This is a genomic window from Lentzea sp. JNUCC 0626 (genome assembly GCF_043632865.1).
Taxonomy (GTDB): Bacteria; Actinomycetota; Actinomycetes; order Mycobacteriales; family Pseudonocardiaceae; genus Lentzea.
On sequence record NZ_CP171635.1, the window covers coordinates 7896452 to 7919549 of the forward strand.

The following is a 23098-nucleotide window of genomic DNA, read 5'->3' on the forward strand; positions in this document are numbered from 1 at the left end:
AGCGCGTCATGGGTGGAGTGGAGGACGGCATGAGCGAGGGCCGCGAGCAGGACCAGCCGGAGGAGCGCGACAGCGCGAACCGGCCGTCCAACGCTGCGGCGCGACGTGAACGTCGTGCCTCCTCTCGCCCAGCCGCCCGCAAGGACGGCAGCAGCGCTGAGTCGAAGAAGAGCGTCGCCAAGTCCGACGAGTCGGACGAGGACGCGAAGAAGGGTCGCCCGACCAAGACCCGTGAAGGACAGGAAAAGCGTCCCTCGCTGATCGGGCGGGGTTTCCGCTACATCCGTGAGGTCGTCAGCGAACTCCGCAAGGTGATCTGGCCGACGCGCAAGCAGTTGGTCACCTACACCGGCGTCGTGCTGGTGTTCGTGGTCTTCATGGTTGCGCTCGTGTGGGCTCTCGACCTCGGCTTCGGCGCGGCTGTTTTCGAGTTGTTCGGCTGAGCCGGACAGCTGCCGCTGCAACCAGGAAGCGAGATCCACAGTGAGCTCCGACCACGGCGTTGACGCCCAGGAGAAGACCGACCTCATCGACGACGAGGTGTCCGAGGACACCGCCGCCGACGAGACGGTCGAGTCGGAGGCTGTGGACTCCGAGGACGACGCTGTCGACGCCGACGCTGCGGACGAGAACGACGACGAGTCCGAAGAGGACGCCGACGTTCTCGCGATCGACGAGACGCCGATCGACGAAGAGCCCGAGGACCCCGCCGAAGAGCTGCGCCAGGCCCTGCGCCGCGCGCCCGGCGACTGGTACGTCGTGCACTCGTACGCCGGTTACGAGAACAAGGTCAAGGCGAACCTCGAGACTCGTATTCACACGCTCGACATGGAGGACTACATCTTCCAGGTCGAGGTGCCGACCGAAGAGGTCACCGAGATCAAGAACGGCCAGCGCAAGCTGGTGCAGCGCAAGGTGCTGCCCGGCTACATCCTGGTCCGCATGGAGCTCACCGACGCGTCCTGGAGCGCCGTCCGCAACACGCCGGGCGTGACCGGGTTCGTCGGAGCCACCTCCAAGCCCTCGCCCCTCACGATCGACGAGGTGCTGAAGTTCCTGCTGCCGCAGCAGGAGCAGAAGCCGGCCGAGGGCAAGAAGGCCGCCTCCACCAGCGCGCCGAAGCCGACCATCGAGGTCGACTTCGAGGTCGGCGAGTCGGTCACGGTCATGGACGGCCCGTTCGCCACGCTGCCCGCAACGATCAGCGAGGTCAACGCGGACGGCCAGAAGCTGAAGGTCCTGGTGTCGATCTTCGGCCGGGAGACGCCGGTCGAGCTGTCGTTCAGCCAGGTCTCCAAGATCTGAGCGGTCTCCCTCACCGGATGACCGATCGGCCACGCGGCGGCTGGCAGAGCCACGCGCGGACACTGCAATAACAGGAAGTACGGACAATGCCTCCCAAGAAGAAGAAGCTGTCAGCGATCATCAAGCTGCAGATCAAGGCTGGTGCCGCCAACCCGGCGCCTCCCGTTGGTCCCGCGCTGGGTCAGCACGGCGTCAACATCATGGAGTTCTGCAAGGCCTACAACGCCGCGACCGAGTCGCAGCGCGGTCAGGTCGTGCCGGTCGAGATCTCCGTGTACGAAGACCGCTCGTTCGACTTCAAGCTGAAGACCCCTCCGGCCGCGCGACTCATCCTCGCCGCCGCTGGTGTCGACAAGGGCAGCGGCGAGCCGCACCGCGTCAAGGTCGCCAAGGTGACCATGGAGCAGGTTCGCAGCATCGCCCAGGTCAAGATGGTCGACCTGAACGCGAACGACATCGACCAGGCCGCGAAGATCATCGCCGGTACCGCCCGTTCCATGGGCATCACGGTCGAAGGCTGATCGCAGCACCCCCTTTGGAAAGCGTGGGAGAGCCGAGCGCGGCTCACGAACCACGAACTGATCTCTGAACTAAAGGACAGTCGGAAATGAAGCGCAGCAAGGCCTACAAGGCCGCCGCCGAGCTGGTGGACCGTGAGCGGCTGTACTCGCCGCTGGAGGCCGCCAAGCTCGCCAAGGAAACGTCCAAGGTGAAGCTGGACGCCACCGTCGAGGTCGCGATTCGCCTCGGCGTCGACCCTCGCAAGGCCGACCAGATGGTCCGCGGCACCGTGAATCTGCCGCACGGTACGGGCAAGACCGCCCGCGTGATCGTCTTCGCAACCGGTGACAAGGCCGCTGAGGCCGAGGCCGCCGGTGCGGACGCTGTCGGCACCGACGAGCTGATCGAGCGCATCCAGGGTGGGTGGCTCGACTTCGACGCCGCGATCGCGACCCCCGACCAGATGGCGAAGGTCGGTCGCATCGCCCGCATCCTCGGCCCGCGTGGCCTGATGCCGAACCCGAAGACGGGCACCGTGACCCCCGAGGTCTCGAAGGCCGTCAACGACATCAAGGGCGGAAAGATCAACTTCCGCGTGGACAAGCAGGCCAACCTGCACTTCGTCATCGGCAAGGTGTCGTTCGACCACGAGAAGCTGGTCGAGAACTACGCCGCCGCGCTGGACGAGGTGCTCCGCGCCAAGCCGTCCGCCGCCAAGGGCCGGTACGTCAAGAAGGTCACCGTCTCCACGACGATGGGCCCCGGCATCCCGGTCGACCCGAACCGCACCCGCAACATGCTGGTCGACGAGGCCTGAGCCTCCGCGGTTCGTTAGCTAGCTGAGAAAGGCCCCCGGTTTCGCGCCGGGGGCCTTTCTGCTGTTCAGGACCGGTTCCTGCGGTAGTCGGTCGGAGACTTGCCGACCTGCTTGAGGAAGTGGTGGCGGAGGTTGTTGGCCGTACCGATGCCGCTGAGCGCCGCGATCTTCTCCATCGGCAGGTCGGTCGACTCCAGCAGCACCTGCGCCCTGGTGATGCGTTCGTTGAGCAGCCACTGCAGCGGCGTCGTGCCCGTGGTGGCGTGGAGCTTGCGGTAGAAGGTGCGCGGGCTCATCGCGGCCTGGCGGGCCAGGATCTCGATCGTCAGCGGTTCGTCGAGGCGGGCACGGGCCCAGTCGAGCACCGGGGTGAGGCCCTGTTCGTCGGTGGCCGGGACCGAGAGGTCGACGTACTGGCCCAGGTGGCCGGGGCGGTGGCCGGGGACGATCATCCGGCGCGCCAGCTGGTTCGCGACCTGGGCGCCCAGGTCGCGGCGGACCAGGTGCAGGCAGAGGTCGAGGCCCGCGCTCATGCCGGCGCTGGTGAGGACGTCGCCCTCGTCGACGTAGAGCTGCGATGCGTCGACCTGGATCTTCGGGTAGCGCTCCGCCAGCAACGCCGTGTGCATCCAGTGCGCGGTGGCCCGTTTTCCGTCCAGCAGACCGGCTTCGGCCAACGCGTAGGCGCCCACGCACGCCGACACGATCCGGGCGCCGTTGCGGTGGGCTTCGCGCAGGGCTTCGATCAGGTCGGGTGGGACCGGGGCGTTCTCCTCGAAGACCTCGTCCGGCACCCACGACACGATGACGGTGTCCGCGCGTGTGACGTCGTTCAGCGTGTGGGTGCTGTTCAGCGTGAAGCTCGGCGTGGTCTCGCGGGTGCGGTTTCCGGTGCCGCACAACCACAACTCGTACCAGGGGTCGGCGAGGTCCGGCTGCGGCGTGCCGAAGACCGCCGCCGGGATGCCCAGCTCGTACAGGTCCGCGACGCCGAAGTCGCCGGGGACGATCAGGGCCACCGAACCAGCGCTCATGCCTCCCAGCCTATGGCAGGAATTTGGTGACAGGGGTCATTCCGGTCACTGGTCGGAACGATCACTCGCGGCGAGGCTGGAGGCATGACAGCTGAAGCGATCACCTTGCTGGGACTGGGAAATCTGGGACGTGCGCTGGCGGAGACGTTCGTGCGCGGCGGCCATCCGGTGACGGTCTGGAACCGTTCCGCGGCGAAGGCGTCCGGGCTCGCGGCGACCGTGGCGGGGAGTGCGTCGGAAGCGGTGGCGGCCAGTGAACTCGTGGTTGTCGCCGTGCTCGATCATGATGCGGCACAACAGGTTCTGCGTGACGTGGACGTGCGTGGCAAGGCGTTGGTCAACCTCACCTCAGGCACTCCGGACGACGCTCGCGACTTGGCCGCGTGGGCCGATGAGCGAGGTGCCGAGTACCTGCACGGCGCCGTCTACGCGGTGCCGCAGACGATCGGCACCGACGCGTCGTCGATCATCTACAGCGGATCGGCCGCGGTCGCCGAGCGGAAGTCGTTGGCGCTGCTGGGAAAGGTGACGTACCTCGGTGCGGACGCGGGCCGTGCGTCCGGGTACGACGTGGCGATCCTGGCCGGGATGTACGGGCTGCTCGGTGGGTTCCTGCACGCGGCGGCCCTGGCGCGGGCGAACGGAATCGGGGTTTCCGATCTCACGCCGCTGCTCGCGTCCTGGCTGACCGACCTCCAGCCGGCGCTGACGACGTTCGCCGCCGAGATCGATGCCTCGAGCTACGACAACGCGGAGTCGAGCCTCGCGATGAACCAGTCGGGGCTGGCCACGCTGATCAGGGCCGCACGGACGCAGGGCGTGCCGTTCGCGGGGCTCGACGCGGTCAAGGCGTTGGTGGATCAGCAGGTCGACTCCGGGCGCGGGCAGGAGAGCCTGGCCCGCGCCGTGGAGTCGTTCGGCGTTGTGTCACAAGGGCTTGCGGGCGGCCAGCAGGAAGACCGTCACTGACGCCAGGAAGTCGCCCTCGCGGAGTTCGGCGACCCAGCGCTCACCGTCCGCGCGCTCGATCGCACCGGCGCGGATCGCCCGTTCGGTGTTGCGGCTCAGGGCGAGCGTGTAGTCGGCCCTGGCGAAGTCGCGGATGACGGTCGTGGCCGCGGTGACGTTCTCGACCTCGAACCCCGCGTCTCTGGCGAGCCGGGGGAGTTCGCGGCCGATGGTCGAGTTGCGGACCATGTTCGCGCAGACGAACCGGTTGAACTGCCTGTTCATCTCCAGGTCGCCGTCGACCAGCAGGGCGTCCCAGTCGGGTTCCGCGATGCGCAGCAGGCCGCCGGGCTTCAGGGCCCGGTGGAGTTCGGTGAGGACCTGTGCCGGGTTCTCGACGTGCTGGAGCGCGCGGTCCATGCGGGCGCGGTCGGCGGTGGCGTCGTTCACCGGCAACGCGTGCGCGTCGCCCTGGCGGACGTCGACCTGCGGGTAGAAGTTCAGGAAGCTGCCGGCCGCGGCCACCATCCGCGGGTCCAGGTCGACGCCGATGACCCGGCCGGACGTCGTGACCGCGTCGGCCATCACGGGTAAGTCGGTACCGGGGCCGCAGCCGACGTCGAGAACGGTGTGGCCGGGCTTCAGGTCGAGCGAGACGAGCATCTGGTGCTTGTAGTCACGACCCAGCGAGGCGGCGTCGGCCATGTACTCGACCTTGTCGGGGCTGGGCACCCCCAGTGCGTTTGGCATGCACCCCAATCAACCACAGGTGCTGGGGCTCCAGTCGGTGATCACCCAGCCGTTCTTGATCTTCTCGACGACGAACGTGCCGAGCCGCGGCCCGCCGTCGATGCTCAGCAGGCACGAGTCGACCGTGATCTTGTCGGTCGTCGGGGTCTTCATCATCTCCGGCGGGAAGCTGATCTGCTCGTACTTCGCGACGCTGGTGACCTCGGCGTTCAGCTTCGTGAAGGCTTCCTTGCAGTCCGCGGCGCCGTACGCCTGCGCGAACTTGGCCCTGGTGGGCTCGTACACCATCAGCGGGCAACCGAGATCGGGGTTCTTCTGCCCGATGTGGTTGTAGAACAGGCCGACCGTGCCCTGCTGACCGGTGGGCGAACGAGGACCCTGCGCCACACCGGTGACGCCGCCGCTGCCTTGGGCGATGTCGCCGGGGTCGTCGACGCCGAAGTAGTGGTTGTAGGCCCACATCGCGGTGCCGACGACGGTCAGGAAGAACAGGGCGCGCCAGAAGATGCTGCTGCCCAGCACGACGAGCCACCAGCGCTTGCCCTGCTGCTTCGGCGCTTGGGGCGCCTGACCCGTCGCCTCCTGGTAGCGCTGGAACTCCTGGAACCGCTGGAACTCCTGGAACTGCCGCAGCTGCTCCGGGTCCACCTGCGGGGCGGGCGGTTGCTGCGGCAGTGGTTGCGGCGGCTGTGGCTGGCGGGGCGCGAGGTCCTTGCCGGGCTCGTCGGTCACAGGTCACATCATGCCGATTTGGAGCGGCCGTACACAGTCGAGTAGTCTTTTCGTGGTTCTACCGAAGACCGCAGGTTGTCTCCGCGAGGAGAACGAAGGCCCCGTTGCAACACGGGCGGCCCGCGCAGGGAGGACGAGGCTTCAGAGTTTCTCTGTGTGACGCCCCGTGCTGCTTGTGCGCGAGGGCGTTTTTGTTGTTTCGGGACCTTCTCCTGACTGGCGGTCTAACCCAGCCCAGAGAGGAGGCGATCATGGCGAAGCCCACGAAGGTTACGGCGGTCGCTGAGCTTGCGGATCAGTTCCGCACCAGCTCGGCAGCGGTTGTCACTGAGTACCGTGGCCTCTCCATGGCGCAGCTCACCACGCTGCGTCGCGCTCTCGGCGCGGGCACCAAGTACACCGTCGCGAAGAACACTCTCGTCAAGCTCGCTGCCGCGGACGCCGGCGTGGAGGGCCTCGAGGCTCTTCTGTCCGGTCCGACCGCCATCGCGTTCGTCGAGGGCGAGCCCGTGGACGCCGCCAAGGCGATCCGCGACTTCGCGAAGGACAACAAGGCCCTGATCATCAAGGGCGGCTACATGGATGGCCGCCCGCTCTCGGTCGACGAGGTCACCGCCATCGCGGACCTCGAAAGCCGTGAGGTGCTGCTCGCGAAGCTCGCGGGCGCGATGAAGGGCAACCTGGCCAAGGCTGCGGGTCTGTTCAACGCCCCGGCTTCCCAGGTCGCTCGCCTGGCTGCTGCCCTGCAGGAGAAGAAGGCCGCCGCGGCTCCCGCCGCCGAGGCCGACGCTCCCGCCGAAAGCTGATCACCCAAAGACACGCCCGACGCTTTCGCGCGGGAGATTAGAAAGGACCGCCGATCATGGCGAAGCTCAGCACCGAAGAGCTGCTCGACGCGTTCAAGGAGATGACCCTCCTCGAGCTGTCCGAGTTCGTGAAGCAGTTCGAAGAGACCTTCGAGGTCACCGCCGCGGCTCCGGTCGCCGCTGTCGTTGCCGGCCCCGCCGGTGGTGGCGCTGCTGCCGAGGTCGAGGAGCAGACGGACTTCAACGTCGTCCTCGAGTCGGCCGGCGACAAGAAGATCCAGGTCATCAAGGTCGTCCGCGAGGTCGTCTCGGGCCTGGGCCTGAAGGAGGCCAAGGAGCTGGTCGAGTCCGCTCCGAAGGCGATCCTGGAGGGCGTGGCGAAGGACGTCGCCGACGCCGCCAAGGAGAAGCTCGAGGCTGCCGGCGCCAAGATCACCCTCAAGTGATCTGGGCCCCTTTGGGGGCTGGCGTTTGATTTGCCTTGACGGGCGTGCACCTTTCAACGGGGGTGCACGCCCGTTTTGCTGTGTTTGGGGTTCGGTTGCGTTCGTGACCTCACGTTTCAGCGGGGTTGGTTGCGTTTTGTTGGTTGGGTTGCGGTTGCGAGGGTGGTCCATCAGGCAGTGACGAAAGAAGTGGGTTGCGATTGGGGCTTGACCTTGAGCCTCTAGCTGGATGCATTCGCGGCCTCAAAGGCCGGGGAGTAGTACGCCCCGGCCGGACCGGACAGGTTGGCATCCAGCCCCTCAAGGTCAAGCCCCAATCGCCATGAACGGCGGGACCGCTTCCCAGAGCTGATCAGCCCGTTCGGGCTCGCTTCGCTTCGCCACGCCAGGTTTCGTAGGTGGGCGGCTTACATCGGTGGCTGGCGGTTGGCACCTCGCGCCGAAGCCAAGACGGTGGTCACCTTGCGTTCGCGACTGCGGTTGGGCTTAGAGCTCGGCTGCTTGGCGCTCTACCTGCCCGCCGCGTGGGCGGTGTGCCTCAACTCACAGTTCGGTCGAAATTCCCGGTTGTCAGGCAGTGGTCTACGGGGGCTTGCCCGTTTTGCGAGGTCACCCTGCGTGCTGTTATCTGAACGCAACCGGCATTAGGCCAACTGGTGAGTAACCTGCCGCGAACGAACTCGTTGCCCAGGTGTGACGCCGATCGCTGCGGCGTTCCTGGGCGTGTGTGCGGAGGTGCGGATGGGCGTCGAGGTGGTCGTCGAGGGTCTGACCAAGTCCTTCGGCAAGCAGACCATCTGGCAGGACGTCACGCTCACGATCCCGCCTGGTGAGGTCAGCGTGATGCTCGGGCCGTCCGGTACCGGCAAGAGCGTGTTCCTGAAGTCGTTGGTCGGGTTGTTGAAGCCTGAGCGCGGGAAGATCGTCATCAACGGGACGGATCTCGTGCAGTGCTCCGAGCACCGGTTGTACGAGATTCGGAAGATGTTCGGCGTGCTGTTTCAGGACGGCGCGTTGTTCGGGTCGATGAACCTGTACGACAACATCGCGTTTCCGTTGCGGGAGCACACCCGCAAGACGGAGGCCGAGGTTCGGCGCATCGTGCTCGAGAAGATGGAGATGGTCGGCCTGGTCGGGGCCGAGAAGAAGTTGCCCGGTGAGATTTCCGGGGGTATGCGCAAGCGGGCTGGGCTTGCCCGCGCGCTGGTGCTGGATCCCGAGATCATTCTTTGCGATGAGCCGGACTCCGGGTTGGACCCGGTGCGGACGGCGTACCTGAGTCAGTTGTTGATCGATCTCAACGCTCAGATCGACGCGACCATTCTGATCGTCACGCACAACATCAACATCGCGCGGACCGTGCCGGACAACCTCGGCATGTTGTTCCGGCGCGAGTTGGTCATGTTCGGGCCTCGTGAGGTGTTGTTGACCAGCGACGAGCCTGTGGTCGAGCAGTTCTTGAACGGGCGGCGGCTCGGGCCCATCGGCATGTCCGAGGAGAAGGACACGGCGACGATGGCTGCCGAGCAGGCCCACGCGGACGCCGGGCACTCGGACGGGTCGCCCGAAGGTGATGTTCGCGGGATCGTGCCGCAGTTGGAGCCGACGCCCGGGTTGCCGTATCGCGATGCGGTGCGGCGGCGGAAAGACCGGGTCATGACGATCATCCACCAGCTGCCCTACGAGGCTCAGCAGGGGATCATCGCCAGCCTCACGGCTGAGGAGCAGGTTCGGTACGGCGTGCACGCTGGTGCGCAGACGCCTAGTCCGTGGCCTCGGCAGGGTGGTGTTCTGTGACCACGCAGGCCTCGTTCCCCGGTGCCGGTGCGCTGCGGGAGACCGGCAAGCTGTGCCAGCTCGGGATCGACGTCGTGCGGACCACGTTCCGTCGGCCGTTCCAGTTGCGGGAGTTCATCCAGCAGAGCTGGTTCATCGTCAGCGTGACGGTGTTGCCCACGGCTCTCGTCAGCATTCCGTTCGGCGCGGTCATCGCGTTGCAGCTCGGGAGTCTGACGCGGCAGATCGGCGCGCAGTCGTTCACGGGTGCGGCCAGCGTGCTCGCGATCATCCAGCAGGCCAGTCCGATCGTGACGGCGTTGCTGATCGCGGGTGCGGGTGGCAGCGCGATCTGTGCGGATCTGGGCAGTAGGAAGATCCGCGAAGAGATCGACGCCATGGAAGTGCTCGGGGTGAGTCCGATCCATCGGCTCGTGGTGCCTCGGGTGCTGGCGGCGATGCTCGTGTCGGTGCTGCTCAACGGCATGGTGAGCGTCGTCGGCGTGATGGGCGGCTACTTCTTCAACGTCGTCATGCAGGACGGCACGCCCGGTGCCTACCTCGCCAGCTTCAGCGCGCTCGCCCAGCTGCCGGACCTGTGGATCAGCGAGCTCAAGGCCCTGATCTTCGGGTTCATCGCGGGCATCGTCGCCGCGTACCGGGGGCTCAACCCCGCAGGCGGACCCAAGGGCGTGGGTGACGCGGTGAACCAGGCCGTGGTCATCACGTTCCTGTTGTTGTTCTTCGTCAACTTCGTCCTCACCACGATCTACCTGCAGGTCGTGCCCGCGAAGGGGAGCTGATGGCGAACAAGGTGCTGTCCACCCTGGACGGATTCGGCGACCAGCTGTCGTTCTACATCAAGGCGTTGGCCTGGACGCCCCGCGCGCTCAAGCGGTACTCCAAGGAGACGTTGCGGCTGCTGGCCGAGGTCAGCTTCGGCAGCGGAGCGCTCGCGGTCATCGGCGGCACGATCGGCGTGATGGTCGGGCTCAGCGTCTTCACCGGAACCGTGGTTGGTCTCCAAGGCTTCACAGCGCTCAACCAGATCGGCACGAGTGCGTTCGCCGGGTTCGTGTCCGCCTACTTCAACACCCGCGAGATCGCGCCACTCGTGGCAGGCCTCGCGCTCTCAGCGACCGTCGGATCTGGCTTCACGGCCCAGCTCGGTGCGATGCGGATCTCCGAGGAGATCGACGCGCTGGAGGTCATGGGCATCCCCAGCCTGCCGTTCCTGGTGACCACGCGGATCATCGCCGGGTTCGTCGCGATCATCCCGCTGTACGTCATCGGCCTGCTGACCAGTTATCTCGCGGCGAGAACGATCACCGTCGAGTTCTACGGGCAGTCGGCGGGCACATATGACCACTACTTCAACCTGTTCCTACCTCCGATCGACGTGCTGTGGTCGTTCGGCAAGGTGCTGGTCTTCGCGGTCGTGATCATCATGACCCACTGCTACTACGGCTACCGCGCGTCCGGCGGTCCGGCCGGCGTGGGGGTCGCGGTCGGGCGCGCGGTGCGGACCGCGATCGTCACGACGGCGCTGCTCGACTTCTTCCTGAGCCTCGCGATCTGGGGTGCCACTACGACCGTGAGGATCGCCGGATGAAGAAACGCGTGCTGGGCATCGCCTTTCTTCTCGCGATCGCCATGTTCCTGTCGCTCACGGTGGCGCTCTACAAGGACGCCTTCAGCGACTACGTGAAGGTCACGCTCAAGACCGACCACATCGGCAACCAGCTGCAGACCGCGAGCGACGTCAAGGTTCGCGGGCTGATCGTCGGCTCGGTGAAGGCCGTCCGCACCAGCGGGGACGGTGCCGAGCTCGAACTCGCGCTGCTGCCGGACAAGGTCGAGCAGATCCCGGCCAACGTCAGCGCGCGCCTGCTGCCCAAGACGTTGTTCGGCGAGCGGTACGTGAACCTCGTGCTGCCGCAGCAGAAGCAGGCCGCGATCACGAACGGTTCGGTCATCGAGCAGGACCGCACCAGCAGCGCGATCGAGCTGGAACGCGTGCTGGACAACCTGATGCCGGTCCTGCAGGCCGTCCAGCCGGAGAAGCTCGCCACCACGCTCACGGCGTTGTCCCAGGCGCTCGACGGCCGGGGCAAGCCGCTCGGCGAGACCTTGGTGTCGCTCGACCAGTACCTCGGCGAGCTCAACCCGCAGCTGCCCGCGTTGAAGGAGAACATCTCCAAGCTCGCGGACGTCGCGAACGTCTACTCCGACGCCGCGCCGGACCTGTTGCAGGCGCTCAACGACATGACCACGACGACGAAGACCGTGGTCGACCAGCGCGACAACCTGCTCGCGCTCTACGGGACGATGACCACGACGTCGCAGGACCTCACCAGCTTCGTCACGGTCAACAAGAACAACATCATCGGGCTCGCCGACACCAGCCGTCCGACGCTGGAGCTGCTCGCGAAGTACGCGCCCGAGTACCCGTGCCTGCTCAAGGGTCTCGCGGAGTTCGAACCGGTGATCAGCAAGGCGTTCGGCGCCGGCACCGACAAGCCCGGTCTGCACATCACGCTGGAGATCACCCAGAACCGCGGCAAGTACAAGCCGAACCTCGACGAGCCGGAGTACAAGGACAAGCGCGGTCCGCGCTGCTACGACCTCATCCCGCGGCCGGACCCGTTCCCGCAGTACCCGCCGGAGGGTCCGGTGCAGGACGGGTCGAGCTCGCCGCCGCCCGCCCGCGTCGCGAACGACGGCATCCTGCCGCCCGCCACCGCCGGCAACGTGACGGTTCCCCAGTCCGCCAACGCGGCCAACCTCGCCAACTCCCCTGAGGAGGCCCGGTTGATCGCGGCGCTGTTCGGGCCGCGCGTCGGCGTGGAGCCGCAGGACATGCCCGGCTGGTCGAGCCTGCTGCTCGGGCCGCTCGTGCGCGGGACGGAGGTGACCGTCAAGTGAAGGGACTGCTCGCCCCGCTGCTCAAGCTGATCGCCTTCGCGGTGGTCACGATCCTCGCGACCTCGCTGCTCGCGGTCACCATCGCCAACGTCAACCTGTCCAGCGCCACCGACTACAAGGCGCAGTTCACCGACGTCACGGCGCTGAACGAGGGCGACGACATCCGCATCGCCGGCGTCCGCGTCGGCCAGGTCGACGGGATCAAGGTCGTCGACCGCAAGACCGCCGAGGTCGAGTTCTCGATCGACGGCGACCGCAAGCTGCCCGAGGCCGTCACGGCGACGATCAAGTACCGCAACCTGGTGGGACAGCGGTACATCGCGCTGGAGTCCGGCACCGGTGACACCAAGGCGGTGCTGCCCGAGGGCGGCACGATCCCGTTGGAGCGCACCAAGGCCGCGCTCGACCTCACGGTCCTGTTCAACGGCTTCAAGCCGCTCTTCCAGGCCCTGAACCCGGACGACGTGAACAAGCTGTCGTTCGAGATCATCCAGGTGCTCCAGGGCGAGGGCAGCACGATCGACAGCCTGCTCCAGCACACGGCCTCGCTGACCAGCACGTTGGCGAGCAAGGACAAGGTGATCGGCGAGGTCGTCGACAACCTCAACACCGCGCTGGAGACCGTGAACTCGCGCGACGAGGACTTCGACAACCTCGTGATCACGTTGCAGTCGCTCGTCTCCGGCCTCGCGCAGGACCGCCAGCCGATCGGTGACGCGATCACCGCGCTGGGCGACCTGACGAACGCCACCTCCGGCCTGTTGGAGCAGGGCCGCGAGCCGTTGAAGAACGACATCGCGCAGCTCGGCATCGTCTCGAAGACGCTGGGCGACAACGAGGTCCTGGTCGACCAGATGCTCCAGCGGTTGCCCAACAAGCTGGAGACGATCACCCGGACCGCGACCTACGGCTCGTGGTTCAACTTCTACCTGTGCGAGGCCAGCGGCAAGGTCGCCGTGCCGCCGATCATCAACGACCCGATCCCGATCACGGCGTTGCCGGTGACCCAGCAGAGGTGCCGCCGATGAAGACCTCGAACCCCATCAGGACAGGCGCGATCAGCCTGACGTTGATCGCGTTGCTGTTGCTGGCCGCGTTCTACTCCGACGACCTGCCGATCGTCGGCGGCGGTACGAGCTACGCCGCGGACTTCAGCGAGGCCGCGGGGTTGGTGCCGGGCAACGAGGTCCGCGTCGCCGGCGTGAAGGTCGGCAAGGTCACCAAGGTCAAGCTCAACGGCGACCGCGTGCGGGTCACGTTCAAGGTCAAGGACGCCTGGGTGGGCGACCGGACGACCGCGATGATCCGCATCAAGACGTTGCTGGGCCAGAAGTTCGTGGCGCTCGACCCGCAGGGCTCGCAGCCGCTCTCGCCCGGCGACCCGATCCCGAAGGAACGCACGCTCGCGCCGTACGACGTGAACGAGGCGTTCAACGGGCTCGCGACGACCGTCGGCCAGATCGACACCAAGCAGCTCGCGGACAGCTTCACGGTCCTCTCGGACACCTTCAAGAACTCGCCGGAGCACGTCCGGGGCGCTCTCGACGGCCTGTCGGCGTTGTCCAAGACGATCTCCTCGCGCGACGAGCAGCTGGCGAAGCTGCTGGACAACACGCGGCAGCTGTCGAAGACCCTGGCCGACCGCAACGCCGAGTTCGAGAAGCTGCTGTCGGACGGCAACCTGCTGCTCGGCGAGCTGCGCAAGCGCCGCGAGGCGATCAGCGCGCTGCTGACCGGCACGCGCGACCTGTCCCGTGAGCTCAGCGGGTTGGTGACGGACAACCAGAACCAGCTCAAGCCCGCGTTGGAGCAGCTCGGCCGGGTCACCACGATCCTCGAGCGCAACCAGGCGAACCTCGACCGCAGCCTCGCGCTGATGGCCCCGTTCTACCGGGTGTTCGCGAACACCCTGGGCAACGGCCGGTGGTTCGACACCTACATCTGCGGCCTGCTGCCGCCTTCGGTGAACCTCGGCGTCGTCGGGTTCAACGAGGAAGGCTGCCTGCCTCCGGGGGTGCAGCGATGACTGATGTGGCGCAGTCCAAGGTCGGCCGTTTCATCGCGATCGCGTGCGTGCTGGCGCTGGTCGTGACGGCCGGGCTCTGGTGGGTCTTCGCGGCCATGAACGGGCACAAGGTGACCGCGCACTTCGCCGCGGCCGTCGGCGTCTACCCCGGCGGTGACGTGCGGGTGCTGGGCGTGAAGGTCGGCACGATCGACGAGGTCACGCCCGAGGGCAAGACCGTGAAGGTCGTGTTCACCGTCGACCGCGACGTGCGGGTGCCGGAGAACGCCCAGGCCGTCGTGGTCTCGCCGAGCGTCGTCTCCGACCGGTACGTGCAGCTCGCGCCCGCCTACACCGGCGGTCCCGTGATGGCCGACAACGCCGTGATCCCGCGCGAACGCACCGCGACGCCCGTGGAGCTGGACGAGCTGTACTCGTCGTTGGACAAGCTCACGACGGCTCTCGGACCCAACGGTGCGAACGCCGACGGGGCGTTGGCGGACCTGCTGAACTCCGCGGCCGCGAACCTCGAAGGCAACGGCCAGGCGCTCAACGACACGCTGAAGAACCTCGGCCAGGCCACGCGGACGCTGTCGGGGTCCAAAGAGGACCTGTTCGCGACCGTCGACAACCTGCAGAAGTTCACCGCGATGCTGGCCGCGAACGACAGCCAGGTGCGCGACTTCAACAAGCAGCTCGCGGACGTGTCGAAGATGCTCGCCGACGAACGCGGGGATCTCGGGGCGGCGTTGTCCGAGCTGGCGACGGCGTTGGGGCTGGTGCAGGGGTTCATCAAGGACAACCGCGAGGTGCTGAAGTCCAATGTGGACAAGCTCGCCTCGATCACGCAGGTGCTGGTGAACCAGCGGGCGGCTCTGGCCGAAACGCTGGACGTCGCGCCGCTCGCGCTGGGCAACCTGCAGAACTCCTACAACGCGGCGTCCGGGACGTTGGACACGCGCGCGAACATCAACGAGCTGAACCAGCCGCCGATCGTGCTGGTCTGCAAGCTGATCCAGCAGGCGACGCCGAACAACGTGCCGCCGGTGCTGACGAACACCTGCAAGCAGCTGGAACCGTTGCTGTCCGGGGCGATTCCGCTGAAGTCGCCGGCCGAGGTGCTGGGCGATCTCAACGCGGGCAAGCTGCCGTTGCCCCTGCCGCTCGCGGGGGTGCCCCAGTGAGGAAGCTGGCTCTGGGTCTTGCCGCGGTGCTGCTGGTCTCCGGTTGTGGCTCCGGTGGGTTCGACGGCGTCTACAACATGCCGTTGCCGGGTGGTGCCGACGTCGGTGATCATCCGTACCGGGTGAAGGCGCAGTTCAAGGATGTTCTCGACCTGGTGCCGCAGGCCGGGGTGAAGGTCAACGACGTGCCGGTCGGCCGGGTCGAGAAGATCGACCTCGGCGCCGACGGCTGGACCGCCGAGGTGACCATGCTGGTCAACGGCGACGTGCAGCTGCCCTCCAACGCGTTCGCCAAGCTGCGCCAGTCGGCGTTGCTGGGCGAGAAGTTCGTGGAGCTCGGGAAGCCGAAGGACGCTGCCGGTCGGCTCGCGGACAACGCGGTGATCCCGTTGGACAAGACCAACCGCAACCCCGAGGTCGAAGAGGTCTTCGGGGCGTTGTCGATGCTGCTCAACGGTGGTGGTGTGGCTCAGCTGCAGAACATCACCAAGGAGCTCAACGCGGCGATGGAGGGCAACGAGGCGGAGATCAAGTCGTTGCTGGGCAACCTCAACACGTTCGTCGGGGAGCTCGACAAGCACAAGGCGGAGATCGTCCGCGCGCTGGACTCGCTGAACCGGCTGGCCGGGACGTTGGCGGGGCAGCGGGAGAAGATCGCGGTCGCGCTGACGGATCTGGAGCCAGGGCTCAAGGTGCTGGCCGAGCAGCGGACGCAGCTCGTGACGTTGTTGCAGTCGCTGACCAAGCTCTCCGACGTCGCGACGGACACCGTGAACCGCAGCCGGGACGACATCGTGGCGGACCTGAAGGCGTTGCAGCCGACGCTGACGAAGCTCGCCGAGTCGGGGCAGAACCTGCCGAAGTCGCTGGAGCTGCTGCTGACCTACCCGTTCCCGGACGAGGCGGTCGACGGCATCCGCGGCGACTACACCAACGCGTTCATCGACCTCGACCTGAACCTCGGGACGGTGCTCGACAACCTGTCGCGGTCGCGGCAGTCGCCGATCGACTCGCTGATCCCGTCGCAGGGGACGCCGTTGCCGATGCCGAACATCCCGCTGCCGAACCTCGGGCAGGGGACCGGATCGGGCCTGGGTGACCTGCTCGGTGGCTTGCTGGGAGGTGGTCGCCGGTGATCCTGCGGTCGACGAAGCTCAAGATCGGCGCGTTCGTGCTGGTCGCGTTGCTGGGCGTGTCCTACGTCAGCGGTACTTATGTGGGGCTGTTCAAGTCGGCGTCGACGGTCGTGACGATGCAGCTCGCCGATTCGGGCGGCATCTTCACCAACGCCGAGGTGACGTACCGCGGCGTGACGATCGGGCGGGTGGGGCAGCTGCGGCTGATGGGCGACGGCATCGAGGTCGACCTGGAGCTGGACGCGGACGCGCCTCGGGTGCCGTCGTCTCTGGAAGCCGTGGTGGCGAACCGGTCGGCGGTGGGTGAGCAGTACGTCGATCTGCGGCCCAAGGCCGACGGTGGTCCGTACCTGGAAGCCGGGTCGGTGATTCCGCGGTCGGCTACCAAGACCCCGCCTCCCGTCGACGGGCTGCTGTCCAATTTGGACGCCTTTGCTTCGTCGGTGCCGACGGACTCGTTGCGGACCGTGGTGGACGAGCTGCACACGGCGTTCTCCGGGACCGGTGGCGATCTGCAGGTGTTGATCGACAACACGGCGGCGTTCACGGCGGCCGCCAAGGAGCACCTGCCGCAGACGACGCAGTTGTTGCAGGACGGGCGGATCGTGCTGGCCACGCAGGCCGCGTCCGGTGGGGCGATCCGGTCGTTCAGCGGGGACCTCCGGTTGCTCGCCGAGCAGCTCAAGGCCTCCGACGGCGACCTGCGGCGGTTGATCGTCGCGGTGCCGCCGGCGTCGGAGCAGGTGTCGGCATTGCTGAAGGAGAGCGGGCCGAACCTCGGGGTGGTGTTCGCGAACCTGCTGACGACCTCGAACATCCTCGTGACCAGGCGTGACGGTTTGGAACAGATCGCCGTGACGTACCCCATCGCCGTCGGTGGTGGTTTCTCCGTGGCGCCTGGTGATGGTTCCGCGCACTTCGGGCTGGCTCTGAACGTGTTCGACCCGATGCCGTGCACCGTGGGCTATGAGGGGACGACCATCCGGCCGGGCGGCGACACGTCGGCCGCGCCGTTGAACACGCAGGCCTACTGCGCTCTGGCGCGCGGGTCGGCGACGTCGGTGCGAGGCTCGCAGAACGCGCCGTACGGCGGCACGCCGACCACCCCGGTCGGCAACGCGACGACGCAGCCGGGTCAGGAACCCACCGGCCAGGCGACTGCGCCGGAGGTGCCGTTGCTGACGTCGCTCGGCCAGTTGCTCGGTCTGCCTTCGGAGGGACAGAAGTAGTGCGGGTCTTCACAGGTGTCGCCGTGGTCTTCGCGGTGGTGATGTTCGTGTTCGCCGTGTTCAGCGGTTTCGTCTGGTATTCGGCGCGCGGCTCGTCCGAGTCGTCGTTCGCCGCCGAACGCGACGACGCCCTGCGCTCCGGCCAGGTCGGCATCACGAACTTCCTGACCCTCGACTACAAGAAGGTGGACGAGGACCTCCAGCGTTGGCTGAACTCGTCCACCGGCGACCTGCGCGCGGAGATCGACAAGGACAAGGACTCGCGCAAGAAGCAGCTGGTCGACGCCAAGTCCGTGACCACCTCGAAGGTGCTCGACGCGGCCGTCACCGAACTCGACGACCGCGCGGGCACGGCCTCCATGATCGCCGTGGTCGAGAGCACCGTGACCCCGGACGGCGGCCAGCAGGTCACCAAGATCAACCGGTACCTGACCAAGCTCACCCGCACGGACGACGGCTGGAAGCTGAGCCAGCTGGGCCCGCTGCGGGCAGGCGTCTGACCCCGGCCAGAGCTGATAGGAATCGAGCGCACGTGCCCCCACCCCGCCGCCGCCCAGTCCCGAGCACTCCGGCAGGAGGCCGCCCGAAGGTGGCCGGCCTGAACCGCCGCCCACCGGCCGCCGACCCGGCCGCTGAGCCCGTCGTCGAGCCCGGCGCCGAGCCTGCTGCGGAGGCGGTCGAGGTCGTCGAGCCGGTGGAGACCGTCGCGGAGCCGGCCGAAGTCGAGGCGCCGGACTCGCCCGAGCCGGCCGACGCGCCGGAGCCGGCGTCCGAAGAGGCAGAGCTGAAGGCGCCGGAGGCCACCGACTGGACGCCCTCGCCCTCACCCAAGTCGAAGAAGAAGCCCGCCCCCGCCGCGAAGGCCGAGGTCGTTTCGAAGGCCGAGGCCGCCGAGCCCAAGACGCCCGCGAAGCTCAACTGGCCGCTCCCGGTCGCCCTGGTCGTGGTCGGCCTCCTGCTCGGCGGCCTGGCGACGTTCTTCCTGGTCAAGTCCCGCTCGGTCAGCTACGACGAGGCCCTGGTCGACTCGGCCGCCACCTCCGAGGTCAACGGCCAGATCCGCGAGGCCGTGGAGAAGTCCTTCTCCTACAACTTCGCCGACGTCGAGTCGACCGAGAAGGCGGCCAAGGAGCTGCTCACCGGCAAGGCCCTCTGCCAGTACAACGCCGTCTTCGGCCCGGTGAAGGAGGTGGCCCCGCAGCAGAAGCTGGTCGTCACGGTCCGGGTCGTCTCCTCGGCGGTCTCGTCCCTGAAGGACGGCCACGCCACTGTCCTGGTCTTCGCCGACCAGGTCACCACGCGCACCACCGACAACCAGACGGGCGGCGGCACCGCCATGCTCCGCGTGAGCGCGGTGGACGACAGCGGCCGGTGGAAGATCGACAACATGGAGATGTTCGGCGCCACGGCGGACCAGAACCGCCAGCTTCAGGGCTGCTGACTCCGCACCGCCACCGCCCGGCCCGCGCCGCACCTCGGCGCGGGCCGGGCGTCGTTCGTTTGGACCGGCCCGGTGTTCACCTGCCGGTCACCGTCCCCTAAGATCAACTCCGCTGTGAGGACGTCACAGGAGCCCCAGAAGCACCTGAATCGCGTCCTCCGCCAGCCCCGACACGCGTGATCTCAGTCACACAAATCTTAGTGGCGCTCTGTAAGTTCACTTGAAGCCGCCAACTTCCAACCAAAACGGCCGCACACGTGTTTGTGCAGGTCAAATGGGTGAAGCTGAGAAAATTGCGCTCCATCCAGAGGGTGGATCGGCCCGCAACATCTTGACTGCGCGCTCATGCAGGGTCACTCTGTCGGTGAGCAAGAGGAGGGTCCTTCCAGGTGCCTCTCGACAGTCGCCGTGCGCGTGGCTAGACTGCCCCTTTGCGCTGCCCATTTTCCGCTTGCCCTTCGCCGAGAGCGTGGATTATGCGGGCATCGCCGCACCCTTGACAGCCGTGCTAGTTCGCTCTAGCCAGCTACCTGTCCCTGGAAGGACGCATCTTGGCGATCTCTCGCGCGACCAAGGCCACTGCTGCGACCAACTCCACGTCGGGGATCCCTGGAGCGCCGAAGCGGGTCTCGTTCGCGAAGATTCACGAGCCGCTTTCGACGCCCAACCTGCTTGACCTGCAGATCCAGTCCTTTGAATGGCTCACCGGTGACGAGGCGTGGTTCCAGCGCCGCGTCGACGCCGGTGACGAGACCCCGACGGGCGGCCTCGAAGAGGTCCTCAACGAGATCTCGCCGATCGAAGACTTCTCCGGCTCCATGTCACTGTCCTTCTCCGACCCGCGCTTCGACGAGGTCAAGGCCTCTACCGAAGAGTGCAAGGACAAGGACATGACGTACGCGGCACCGTTGTTCGTCACGGCGGAGTTCACCAACCACACCACTGGCGAGATCAAGAGCCAGACGGTGTTCATGGGTGACTTCCCGATGATGACGAACAAGGGCACGTTCATCATCAACGGCACTGAGCGCGTGGTGGTCTCTCAGCTCGTGCGTTCGCCCGGTGTGTACTACGACACCGCGGTCGACAAGACGACCGACAAGGACGTCTTCAGCGTCAAGATCATCCCGTCCCGGGGTGCTTGGCTGGAGTTCGACGTCGACAAGCGCGACACCGTCGGTGTCCGCATCGACCGGAAGCGTCGCCAGCCGGTGACGGTGCTGTTGAAGGCTCTGGGCTGGAGCACGGAGCAGATTCGCGAGCGGTTCGCGTTCAGCGAGACGTTGCTGACCACGCTCGAGAAGGACCACACCGCGGGTACCGACGAGGCGTTGCTCGACATCTACCGCAAGCTGCGTCCGGGCGAGCCCCCGACGAAGGAGTCGGCGCAGGCCCTGCTGGAGAACCTGTTCTTCAAGGACAAGCGCTACGACCTGGCGAAGGTTGGCCGTTACAAGGTCAACAAGAAGCTGGGCCTGGACACCGAGATCAACACGGGTGTCCTGACCGAGGACGACATCGTCACGACGATCGAGTACCTCGTTCGCCTGCACGCGGGCGAGACGATGATGGACGCTGCCGCCGGCGGCGACGTGCCCGTCGAGGTCGACGACATCGACCACTTCGGCAACCGTCGTCTGCGCACGGTCGGCGAGCTGATCCAGAACCAGATCCGCGTCGGTCTGTCCCGCATGGAGCGCGTCGTTCGCGAGCGCATGACCACGCAGGACGTCGAGGCCATCACGCCGCAGACCCTGATCAACATCCGTCCCGTCGTGGCGGCGATCAAGGAGTTCTTCGGCACCTCGCAGCTCTCGCAGTTCATGGACCAGACCAACCCGCTCGCGGGTCTGACCCACAAGCGCCGCCTGTCGGCGCTGGGTCCGGGCGGTCTGTCCCGTGAGCGCGCCGGCATGGAGGTCCGCGACGTCCACCCGTCGCACTACGGCCGCATGTGCCCGATCGAGACGCCGGAAGGCCCGAACATCGGTCTGATCGGTTCGCTGTCGAGCTACGCGCGGGTCAACCCGTTCGGCTTCATCGAGACGCCGTACCGCAAGGTCACCGACGGCCGGGTCACCGACCAGATCGACTACCTGACCGCGGACGAGGAAGACCGCTTCGTCAAGGCGCAGGCGAACTCGCCGACCGACGACGAGGGCAACTTCACCGACGACCGCGTCCTGGTCCGCAAGAAGGGCGGCGAGGTCGAGTTCATCGACCCGACCGACGTCGACTACATGGACGTCTCGCCGCGCCAGATGGTGTCGGCCGCGACGGCCATGATCCCGTTCCTCGAGCACGACGACGCGAACCGCGCCCTGATGGGTGCGAACATGCAGCGCCAGGCCGTGCCGCTGCTCCGCTCCGAGTCGCCGCTCGTCGGCACCGGCATGGAGCTGCGCGCCGCGGTGGACGCCGGTGACGTCGTCGTCGCGAAGAAGACGGGTGTCGTCGAGGAGGTCTCCGCCGACTACATCACCGTCATGGCCGACGACGGTGCGCGCAACACCTACGCGCTGCACAAGTTCCGTCGCTCGAACCAGGGCACCTGCATCAACCAGAAGCCCATCGTGAACGAGGGCGACCGGGTGATGGAGGGCCAGGTCCTGGCCGACGGGCCGTGCACCGAGAACGGTGAGATGGCGCTCGGCAAGAACCTGCTCGTGGCGATCATGCCGTGGGAAGGCCACAACTACGAGGACGCGATCATCCTGTCGCAGCGCCTCGTGCAGGACGACGTTCTCACCTCGATCCACATCGAGGAGCACGAGATCGACGCCCGCGACACGAAGCTCGGCGCCGAGGAGATCACCCGGGACATCCCGAACGTCTCCGAGGAGGTCTTGGCCGACCTCGACGAGCGCGGCATCATCCGCATCGGTGCCGAGGTGCAGCCGGGCGACATCCTCGTCGGCAAGGTCACGCCCAAGGGCGAGACCGAGCTGACGCCCGAGGAGCGCCTGCTCCGCGCGATCTTCGGTGAGAAGGCGCGCGAGGTCCGCGACACCTCGCTCAAGGTGCCGCACGGTGAGTACGGCAAGGTCATCGGCATCCGCGTCTTCAGCCGTGAGGACGACGACGAGCTGCCTCCGGGCGTCAACGAGCTCGTCCGCGTCTACGTGGCCCAGAAGCGCAAGATCCAGGACGGTGACAAGCTCGCCGGCCGCCACGGCAACAAGGGCGTCATCGGCAAGATCCTCCCCGCGGAGGACATGCCGTTCCTCGAGGACGGCACGCCGGTCGACATCATCCTGAACACCCACGGTGTGCCGCGTCGTATGAACATCGGCCAGGTGCTGGAGACCCACCTCGGGTGGATCGCCAAGCAGGGCTGGAGCGTCAACGGCGACCCGGACTGGGCGAAGAACCTGCCGGAAGAGCTGTACGACGTCGACCCCGGCACCAAGACCGCCACCCCGGTGTTCGACGGTGCGAAGGAAGAAGAGATCACGGGCCTGCTCGGCTCGACCATCCCGAACCGCGACGGTGAGCGGATGGTCAAGCAGAACGGCAAGGCGCAGCTCTTCGACGGTCGCTCCGGCGAGCCGTACCCGTTCCCGGTGTCGGTCGGCTACATGTACATCCTGAAGCTGCTGCACCTGGTGGACGACAAGATCCACGCGCGTTCGACCGGCCCGTACTCGATGATCACGCAGCAGCCGCTGGGTGGTAAGGCGCAGTTCGGTGGTCAGCGCTTCGGTGAGATGGAGTGCTGGGCGATGCAGGCGTACGGCGCCGCATACACCCTGCAGGAGCTGCTCACCATCAAGTCCGACGACGTGCTCGGCCGCGTGAAGGTCTACGAGGCCATCGTCAAGGGCGAGAACATCCCGGAACCCGGTATCCCGGAGTCCTTCAAGGTGCTGCTCAAGGAGCTGCAGTCGCTCTGCCTCAACGTCGAGGTGCTGTCTTCGGACGGTGCCGCGATCGAGATGCGCGACGGCGACGACGAGGACCTGGAGCGTGCGGCCGCGAACCTCGGCATCAACCTGTCGAGGTCCGAGTCGCCCTCCGTGGACGACGTCGTCAACTAGTCACCTCGCCGGTCGGGGGAGGGCGA

22 protein-coding genes are annotated in these 23098 nt (G+C 66.9%); 19 read left to right on the plus strand and 3 right to left on the minus strand.

Features of this window, described 5'->3' with window-relative positions:
• The first annotated feature begins 29 nt into the window (after window positions 1-29).
• From secE to rplA, 4 genes are all read left to right on the plus strand, one after another.
• Window positions 30-443: a preprotein translocase subunit SecE gene (secE, locus tag JNUCC0626_RS36715; protein ID WP_394615303.1), complete on the plus strand. Its 414-nt coding sequence runs from the start codon at window positions 30-32 to the stop codon at window positions 441-443.
• Between the two features lie 40 nt (window positions 444-483).
• Window positions 484-1305 carry a transcription termination/antitermination protein NusG gene (gene nusG, locus JNUCC0626_RS36720; protein WP_394615304.1) on the plus strand — a complete coding sequence of 274 codons (822 nt, stop codon included), beginning with the start codon at window positions 484-486 and terminating at the stop codon, window positions 1303-1305.
• A gap of 86 nt (window positions 1306-1391) precedes the next feature.
• On the plus strand, window positions 1392-1826 hold the full coding sequence (gene rplK / locus JNUCC0626_RS36725; protein ID WP_030478269.1) for a 50S ribosomal protein L11: 435 nt from the start codon (window positions 1392-1394) through the stop codon (window positions 1824-1826).
• A gap of 86 nt (window positions 1827-1912) precedes the next feature.
• Window positions 1913-2623: a 50S ribosomal protein L1 gene (gene rplA, locus JNUCC0626_RS36730; RefSeq protein WP_394615305.1), complete on the plus strand. Its 711-nt coding sequence runs from the start codon at window positions 1913-1915 to the stop codon at window positions 2621-2623.
• Window positions 2624-2688: 65 nt separating this feature from the next.
• On the opposite strand, the gene JNUCC0626_RS36735 is transcribed toward rplA, so the two are convergent.
• Window positions 2689-3657, minus strand: coding sequence for a helix-turn-helix domain-containing protein (locus tag JNUCC0626_RS36735; RefSeq protein WP_394615306.1), 969 nt, complete (start codon window positions 3655-3657; stop codon window positions 2689-2691).
• Window positions 3658-3741: 84 nt separating this feature from the next.
• On the opposite strand from JNUCC0626_RS36735, the gene JNUCC0626_RS36740 reads away from it, so the two are divergent.
• The gene (locus JNUCC0626_RS36740; protein ID WP_394615307.1) at window positions 3742-4626 is read left to right on the plus strand and encodes an NAD(P)-dependent oxidoreductase; all 885 of its coding nucleotides are present in this window, start codon (window positions 3742-3744) and stop codon (window positions 4624-4626) included.
• On the opposite strand, the gene JNUCC0626_RS36745 is transcribed toward JNUCC0626_RS36740, so the two are convergent.
• A complete protein-coding gene (locus tag JNUCC0626_RS36745) occupies window positions 4585-5355 on the minus strand; it encodes a methyltransferase domain-containing protein (protein WP_394615308.1) in 771 nt (256 codons plus the stop codon). The two genes, JNUCC0626_RS36740 and JNUCC0626_RS36745, sit on opposite strands and share 42 nt — an antisense overlap.
• A 9-nt stretch (window positions 5356-5364) precedes the next feature.
• On the minus strand, window positions 5365-6087 hold the full coding sequence (locus JNUCC0626_RS36750) for a hypothetical protein (protein WP_394615309.1): 723 nt from the start codon (window positions 6085-6087) through the stop codon (window positions 5365-5367).
• 251 nt (window positions 6088-6338) lie between these two features.
• Between JNUCC0626_RS36750 and rplJ the strand changes: the two genes are divergently transcribed.
• The 14 genes from rplJ (at window position 6339) to JNUCC0626_RS36820 (ending at window position 23072) form a co-directional block, all read left to right on the plus strand.
• On the plus strand, window positions 6339-6893 hold the full coding sequence (gene rplJ / locus JNUCC0626_RS36755; RefSeq protein ID WP_394615310.1) for a 50S ribosomal protein L10: 555 nt from the start codon (window positions 6339-6341) through the stop codon (window positions 6891-6893).
• Between the two features lie 56 nt (window positions 6894-6949).
• Window positions 6950-7339, plus strand: coding sequence for a 50S ribosomal protein L7/L12 (gene rplL / locus JNUCC0626_RS36760; protein WP_394615311.1), 390 nt, complete (start codon window positions 6950-6952; stop codon window positions 7337-7339).
• A gap of 741 nt (window positions 7340-8080) precedes the next feature.
• Complete coding sequence (locus tag JNUCC0626_RS36765; RefSeq protein WP_394622184.1) at window positions 8081-9136, plus strand: ABC transporter ATP-binding protein; 1056 nt, start codon at window positions 8081-8083, stop codon at window positions 9134-9136.
• Entirely contained in the window at window positions 9133-9918 is a 786-nt protein-coding gene (locus JNUCC0626_RS36770; protein ID WP_229694202.1) for an MlaE family ABC transporter permease, read from the plus strand. The genes JNUCC0626_RS36765 and JNUCC0626_RS36770 overlap by 4 nt, the downstream gene beginning before the upstream one ends.
• A complete protein-coding gene (locus JNUCC0626_RS36775) occupies window positions 9918-10727 on the plus strand; it encodes an MlaE family ABC transporter permease (protein ID WP_090065886.1) in 810 nt (269 codons plus the stop codon). Before JNUCC0626_RS36770 ends, JNUCC0626_RS36775 begins: the two co-directional genes overlap by 1 nt.
• Window positions 10724-12040 carry an MCE family protein gene (locus JNUCC0626_RS36780; RefSeq protein ID WP_394615312.1) on the plus strand — a complete coding sequence of 439 codons (1317 nt, stop codon included), beginning with the start codon at window positions 10724-10726 and terminating at the stop codon, window positions 12038-12040. The genes JNUCC0626_RS36775 and JNUCC0626_RS36780 overlap by 4 nt, the downstream gene beginning before the upstream one ends.
• Window positions 12037-13068: an MCE family protein gene (locus tag JNUCC0626_RS36785; protein ID WP_394615313.1), complete on the plus strand. Its 1032-nt coding sequence runs from the start codon at window positions 12037-12039 to the stop codon at window positions 13066-13068. The genes JNUCC0626_RS36780 and JNUCC0626_RS36785 overlap by 4 nt, the downstream gene beginning before the upstream one ends.
• A complete protein-coding gene (locus JNUCC0626_RS36790) occupies window positions 13065-14066 on the plus strand; it encodes an MCE family protein (protein ID WP_394615314.1) in 1002 nt (333 codons plus the stop codon). The genes JNUCC0626_RS36785 and JNUCC0626_RS36790 overlap by 4 nt, the downstream gene beginning before the upstream one ends.
• Window positions 14063-15229, plus strand: a complete 1167-nt coding sequence (locus JNUCC0626_RS36795) for an MCE family protein (RefSeq protein WP_394615315.1) — start codon at window positions 14063-14065, stop codon at window positions 15227-15229. Before JNUCC0626_RS36790 ends, JNUCC0626_RS36795 begins: the two co-directional genes overlap by 4 nt.
• Window positions 15226-16365: an MCE family protein gene (locus tag JNUCC0626_RS36800; RefSeq protein ID WP_394615316.1), complete on the plus strand. Its 1140-nt coding sequence runs from the start codon at window positions 15226-15228 to the stop codon at window positions 16363-16365. Before JNUCC0626_RS36795 ends, JNUCC0626_RS36800 begins: the two co-directional genes overlap by 4 nt.
• A complete protein-coding gene (locus JNUCC0626_RS36805) occupies window positions 16362-17594 on the plus strand; it encodes an MCE family protein (protein ID WP_394615317.1) in 1233 nt (410 codons plus the stop codon). Before JNUCC0626_RS36800 ends, JNUCC0626_RS36805 begins: the two co-directional genes overlap by 4 nt.
• The gene (locus JNUCC0626_RS36810; RefSeq protein ID WP_394615318.1) at window positions 17594-18094 is read left to right on the plus strand and encodes a hypothetical protein; all 501 of its coding nucleotides are present in this window, start codon (window positions 17594-17596) and stop codon (window positions 18092-18094) included. Before JNUCC0626_RS36805 ends, JNUCC0626_RS36810 begins: the two co-directional genes overlap by 1 nt.
• A gap of 89 nt (window positions 18095-18183) precedes the next feature.
• On the plus strand, window positions 18184-19035 hold the full coding sequence (locus JNUCC0626_RS36815; protein ID WP_394615319.1) for a hypothetical protein: 852 nt from the start codon (window positions 18184-18186) through the stop codon (window positions 19033-19035).
• Between the two features lie 551 nt (window positions 19036-19586).
• Window positions 19587-23072, plus strand: coding sequence for a DNA-directed RNA polymerase subunit beta (locus tag JNUCC0626_RS36820; protein ID WP_394615320.1), 3486 nt, complete (start codon window positions 19587-19589; stop codon window positions 23070-23072).
• The last annotated feature ends 26 nt before the right edge of the window (window positions 23073-23098 follow it).

Bases quoted from the DNA above. Each gene is read 5' to 3' on its own strand.
- JNUCC0626_RS36775 (WP_090065886.1), top strand. From the start codon at position 9,918: ATGGCGAACAAGGTGCTGTCCACCCTGGACGGATTCGGCGACCAGCTG.
- JNUCC0626_RS36735 (WP_394615306.1), bottom strand. From the start codon at position 3,657: ATGAGCGCTGGTTCGGTGGCCCTGATCGTCCCCGGCGACTTCGGCGTC.
- JNUCC0626_RS36765 (WP_394622184.1), top strand. From the start codon at position 8,081: ATGGGCGTCGAGGTGGTCGTCGAGGGTCTGACCAAGTCCTTCGGCAAG.
- rplJ (WP_394615310.1), top strand. From the start codon at position 6,339: ATGGCGAAGCCCACGAAGGTTACGGCGGTCGCTGAGCTTGCGGATCAG.
- rplL (WP_394615311.1), top strand. From the start codon at position 6,950: ATGGCGAAGCTCAGCACCGAAGAGCTGCTCGACGCGTTCAAGGAGATG.
- secE (WP_394615303.1), top strand. From the start codon at position 30: ATGAGCGAGGGCCGCGAGCAGGACCAGCCGGAGGAGCGCGACAGCGCG.
- JNUCC0626_RS36745 (WP_394615308.1), bottom strand. From the start codon at position 5,355: ATGCCAAACGCACTGGGGGTGCCCAGCCCCGACAAGGTCGAGTACATG.
- rplK (WP_030478269.1), top strand. From the start codon at position 1,392: ATGCCTCCCAAGAAGAAGAAGCTGTCAGCGATCATCAAGCTGCAGATC.
- JNUCC0626_RS36795 (WP_394615315.1), top strand. From the start codon at position 14,063: ATGACTGATGTGGCGCAGTCCAAGGTCGGCCGTTTCATCGCGATCGCG.
- rplA (WP_394615305.1), top strand. From the start codon at position 1,913: ATGAAGCGCAGCAAGGCCTACAAGGCCGCCGCCGAGCTGGTGGACCGT.
- JNUCC0626_RS36790 (WP_394615314.1), top strand. From the start codon at position 13,065: ATGAAGACCTCGAACCCCATCAGGACAGGCGCGATCAGCCTGACGTTG.
- JNUCC0626_RS36780 (WP_394615312.1), top strand. From the start codon at position 10,724: ATGAAGAAACGCGTGCTGGGCATCGCCTTTCTTCTCGCGATCGCCATG.
- JNUCC0626_RS36740 (WP_394615307.1), top strand. From the start codon at position 3,742: ATGACAGCTGAAGCGATCACCTTGCTGGGACTGGGAAATCTGGGACGT.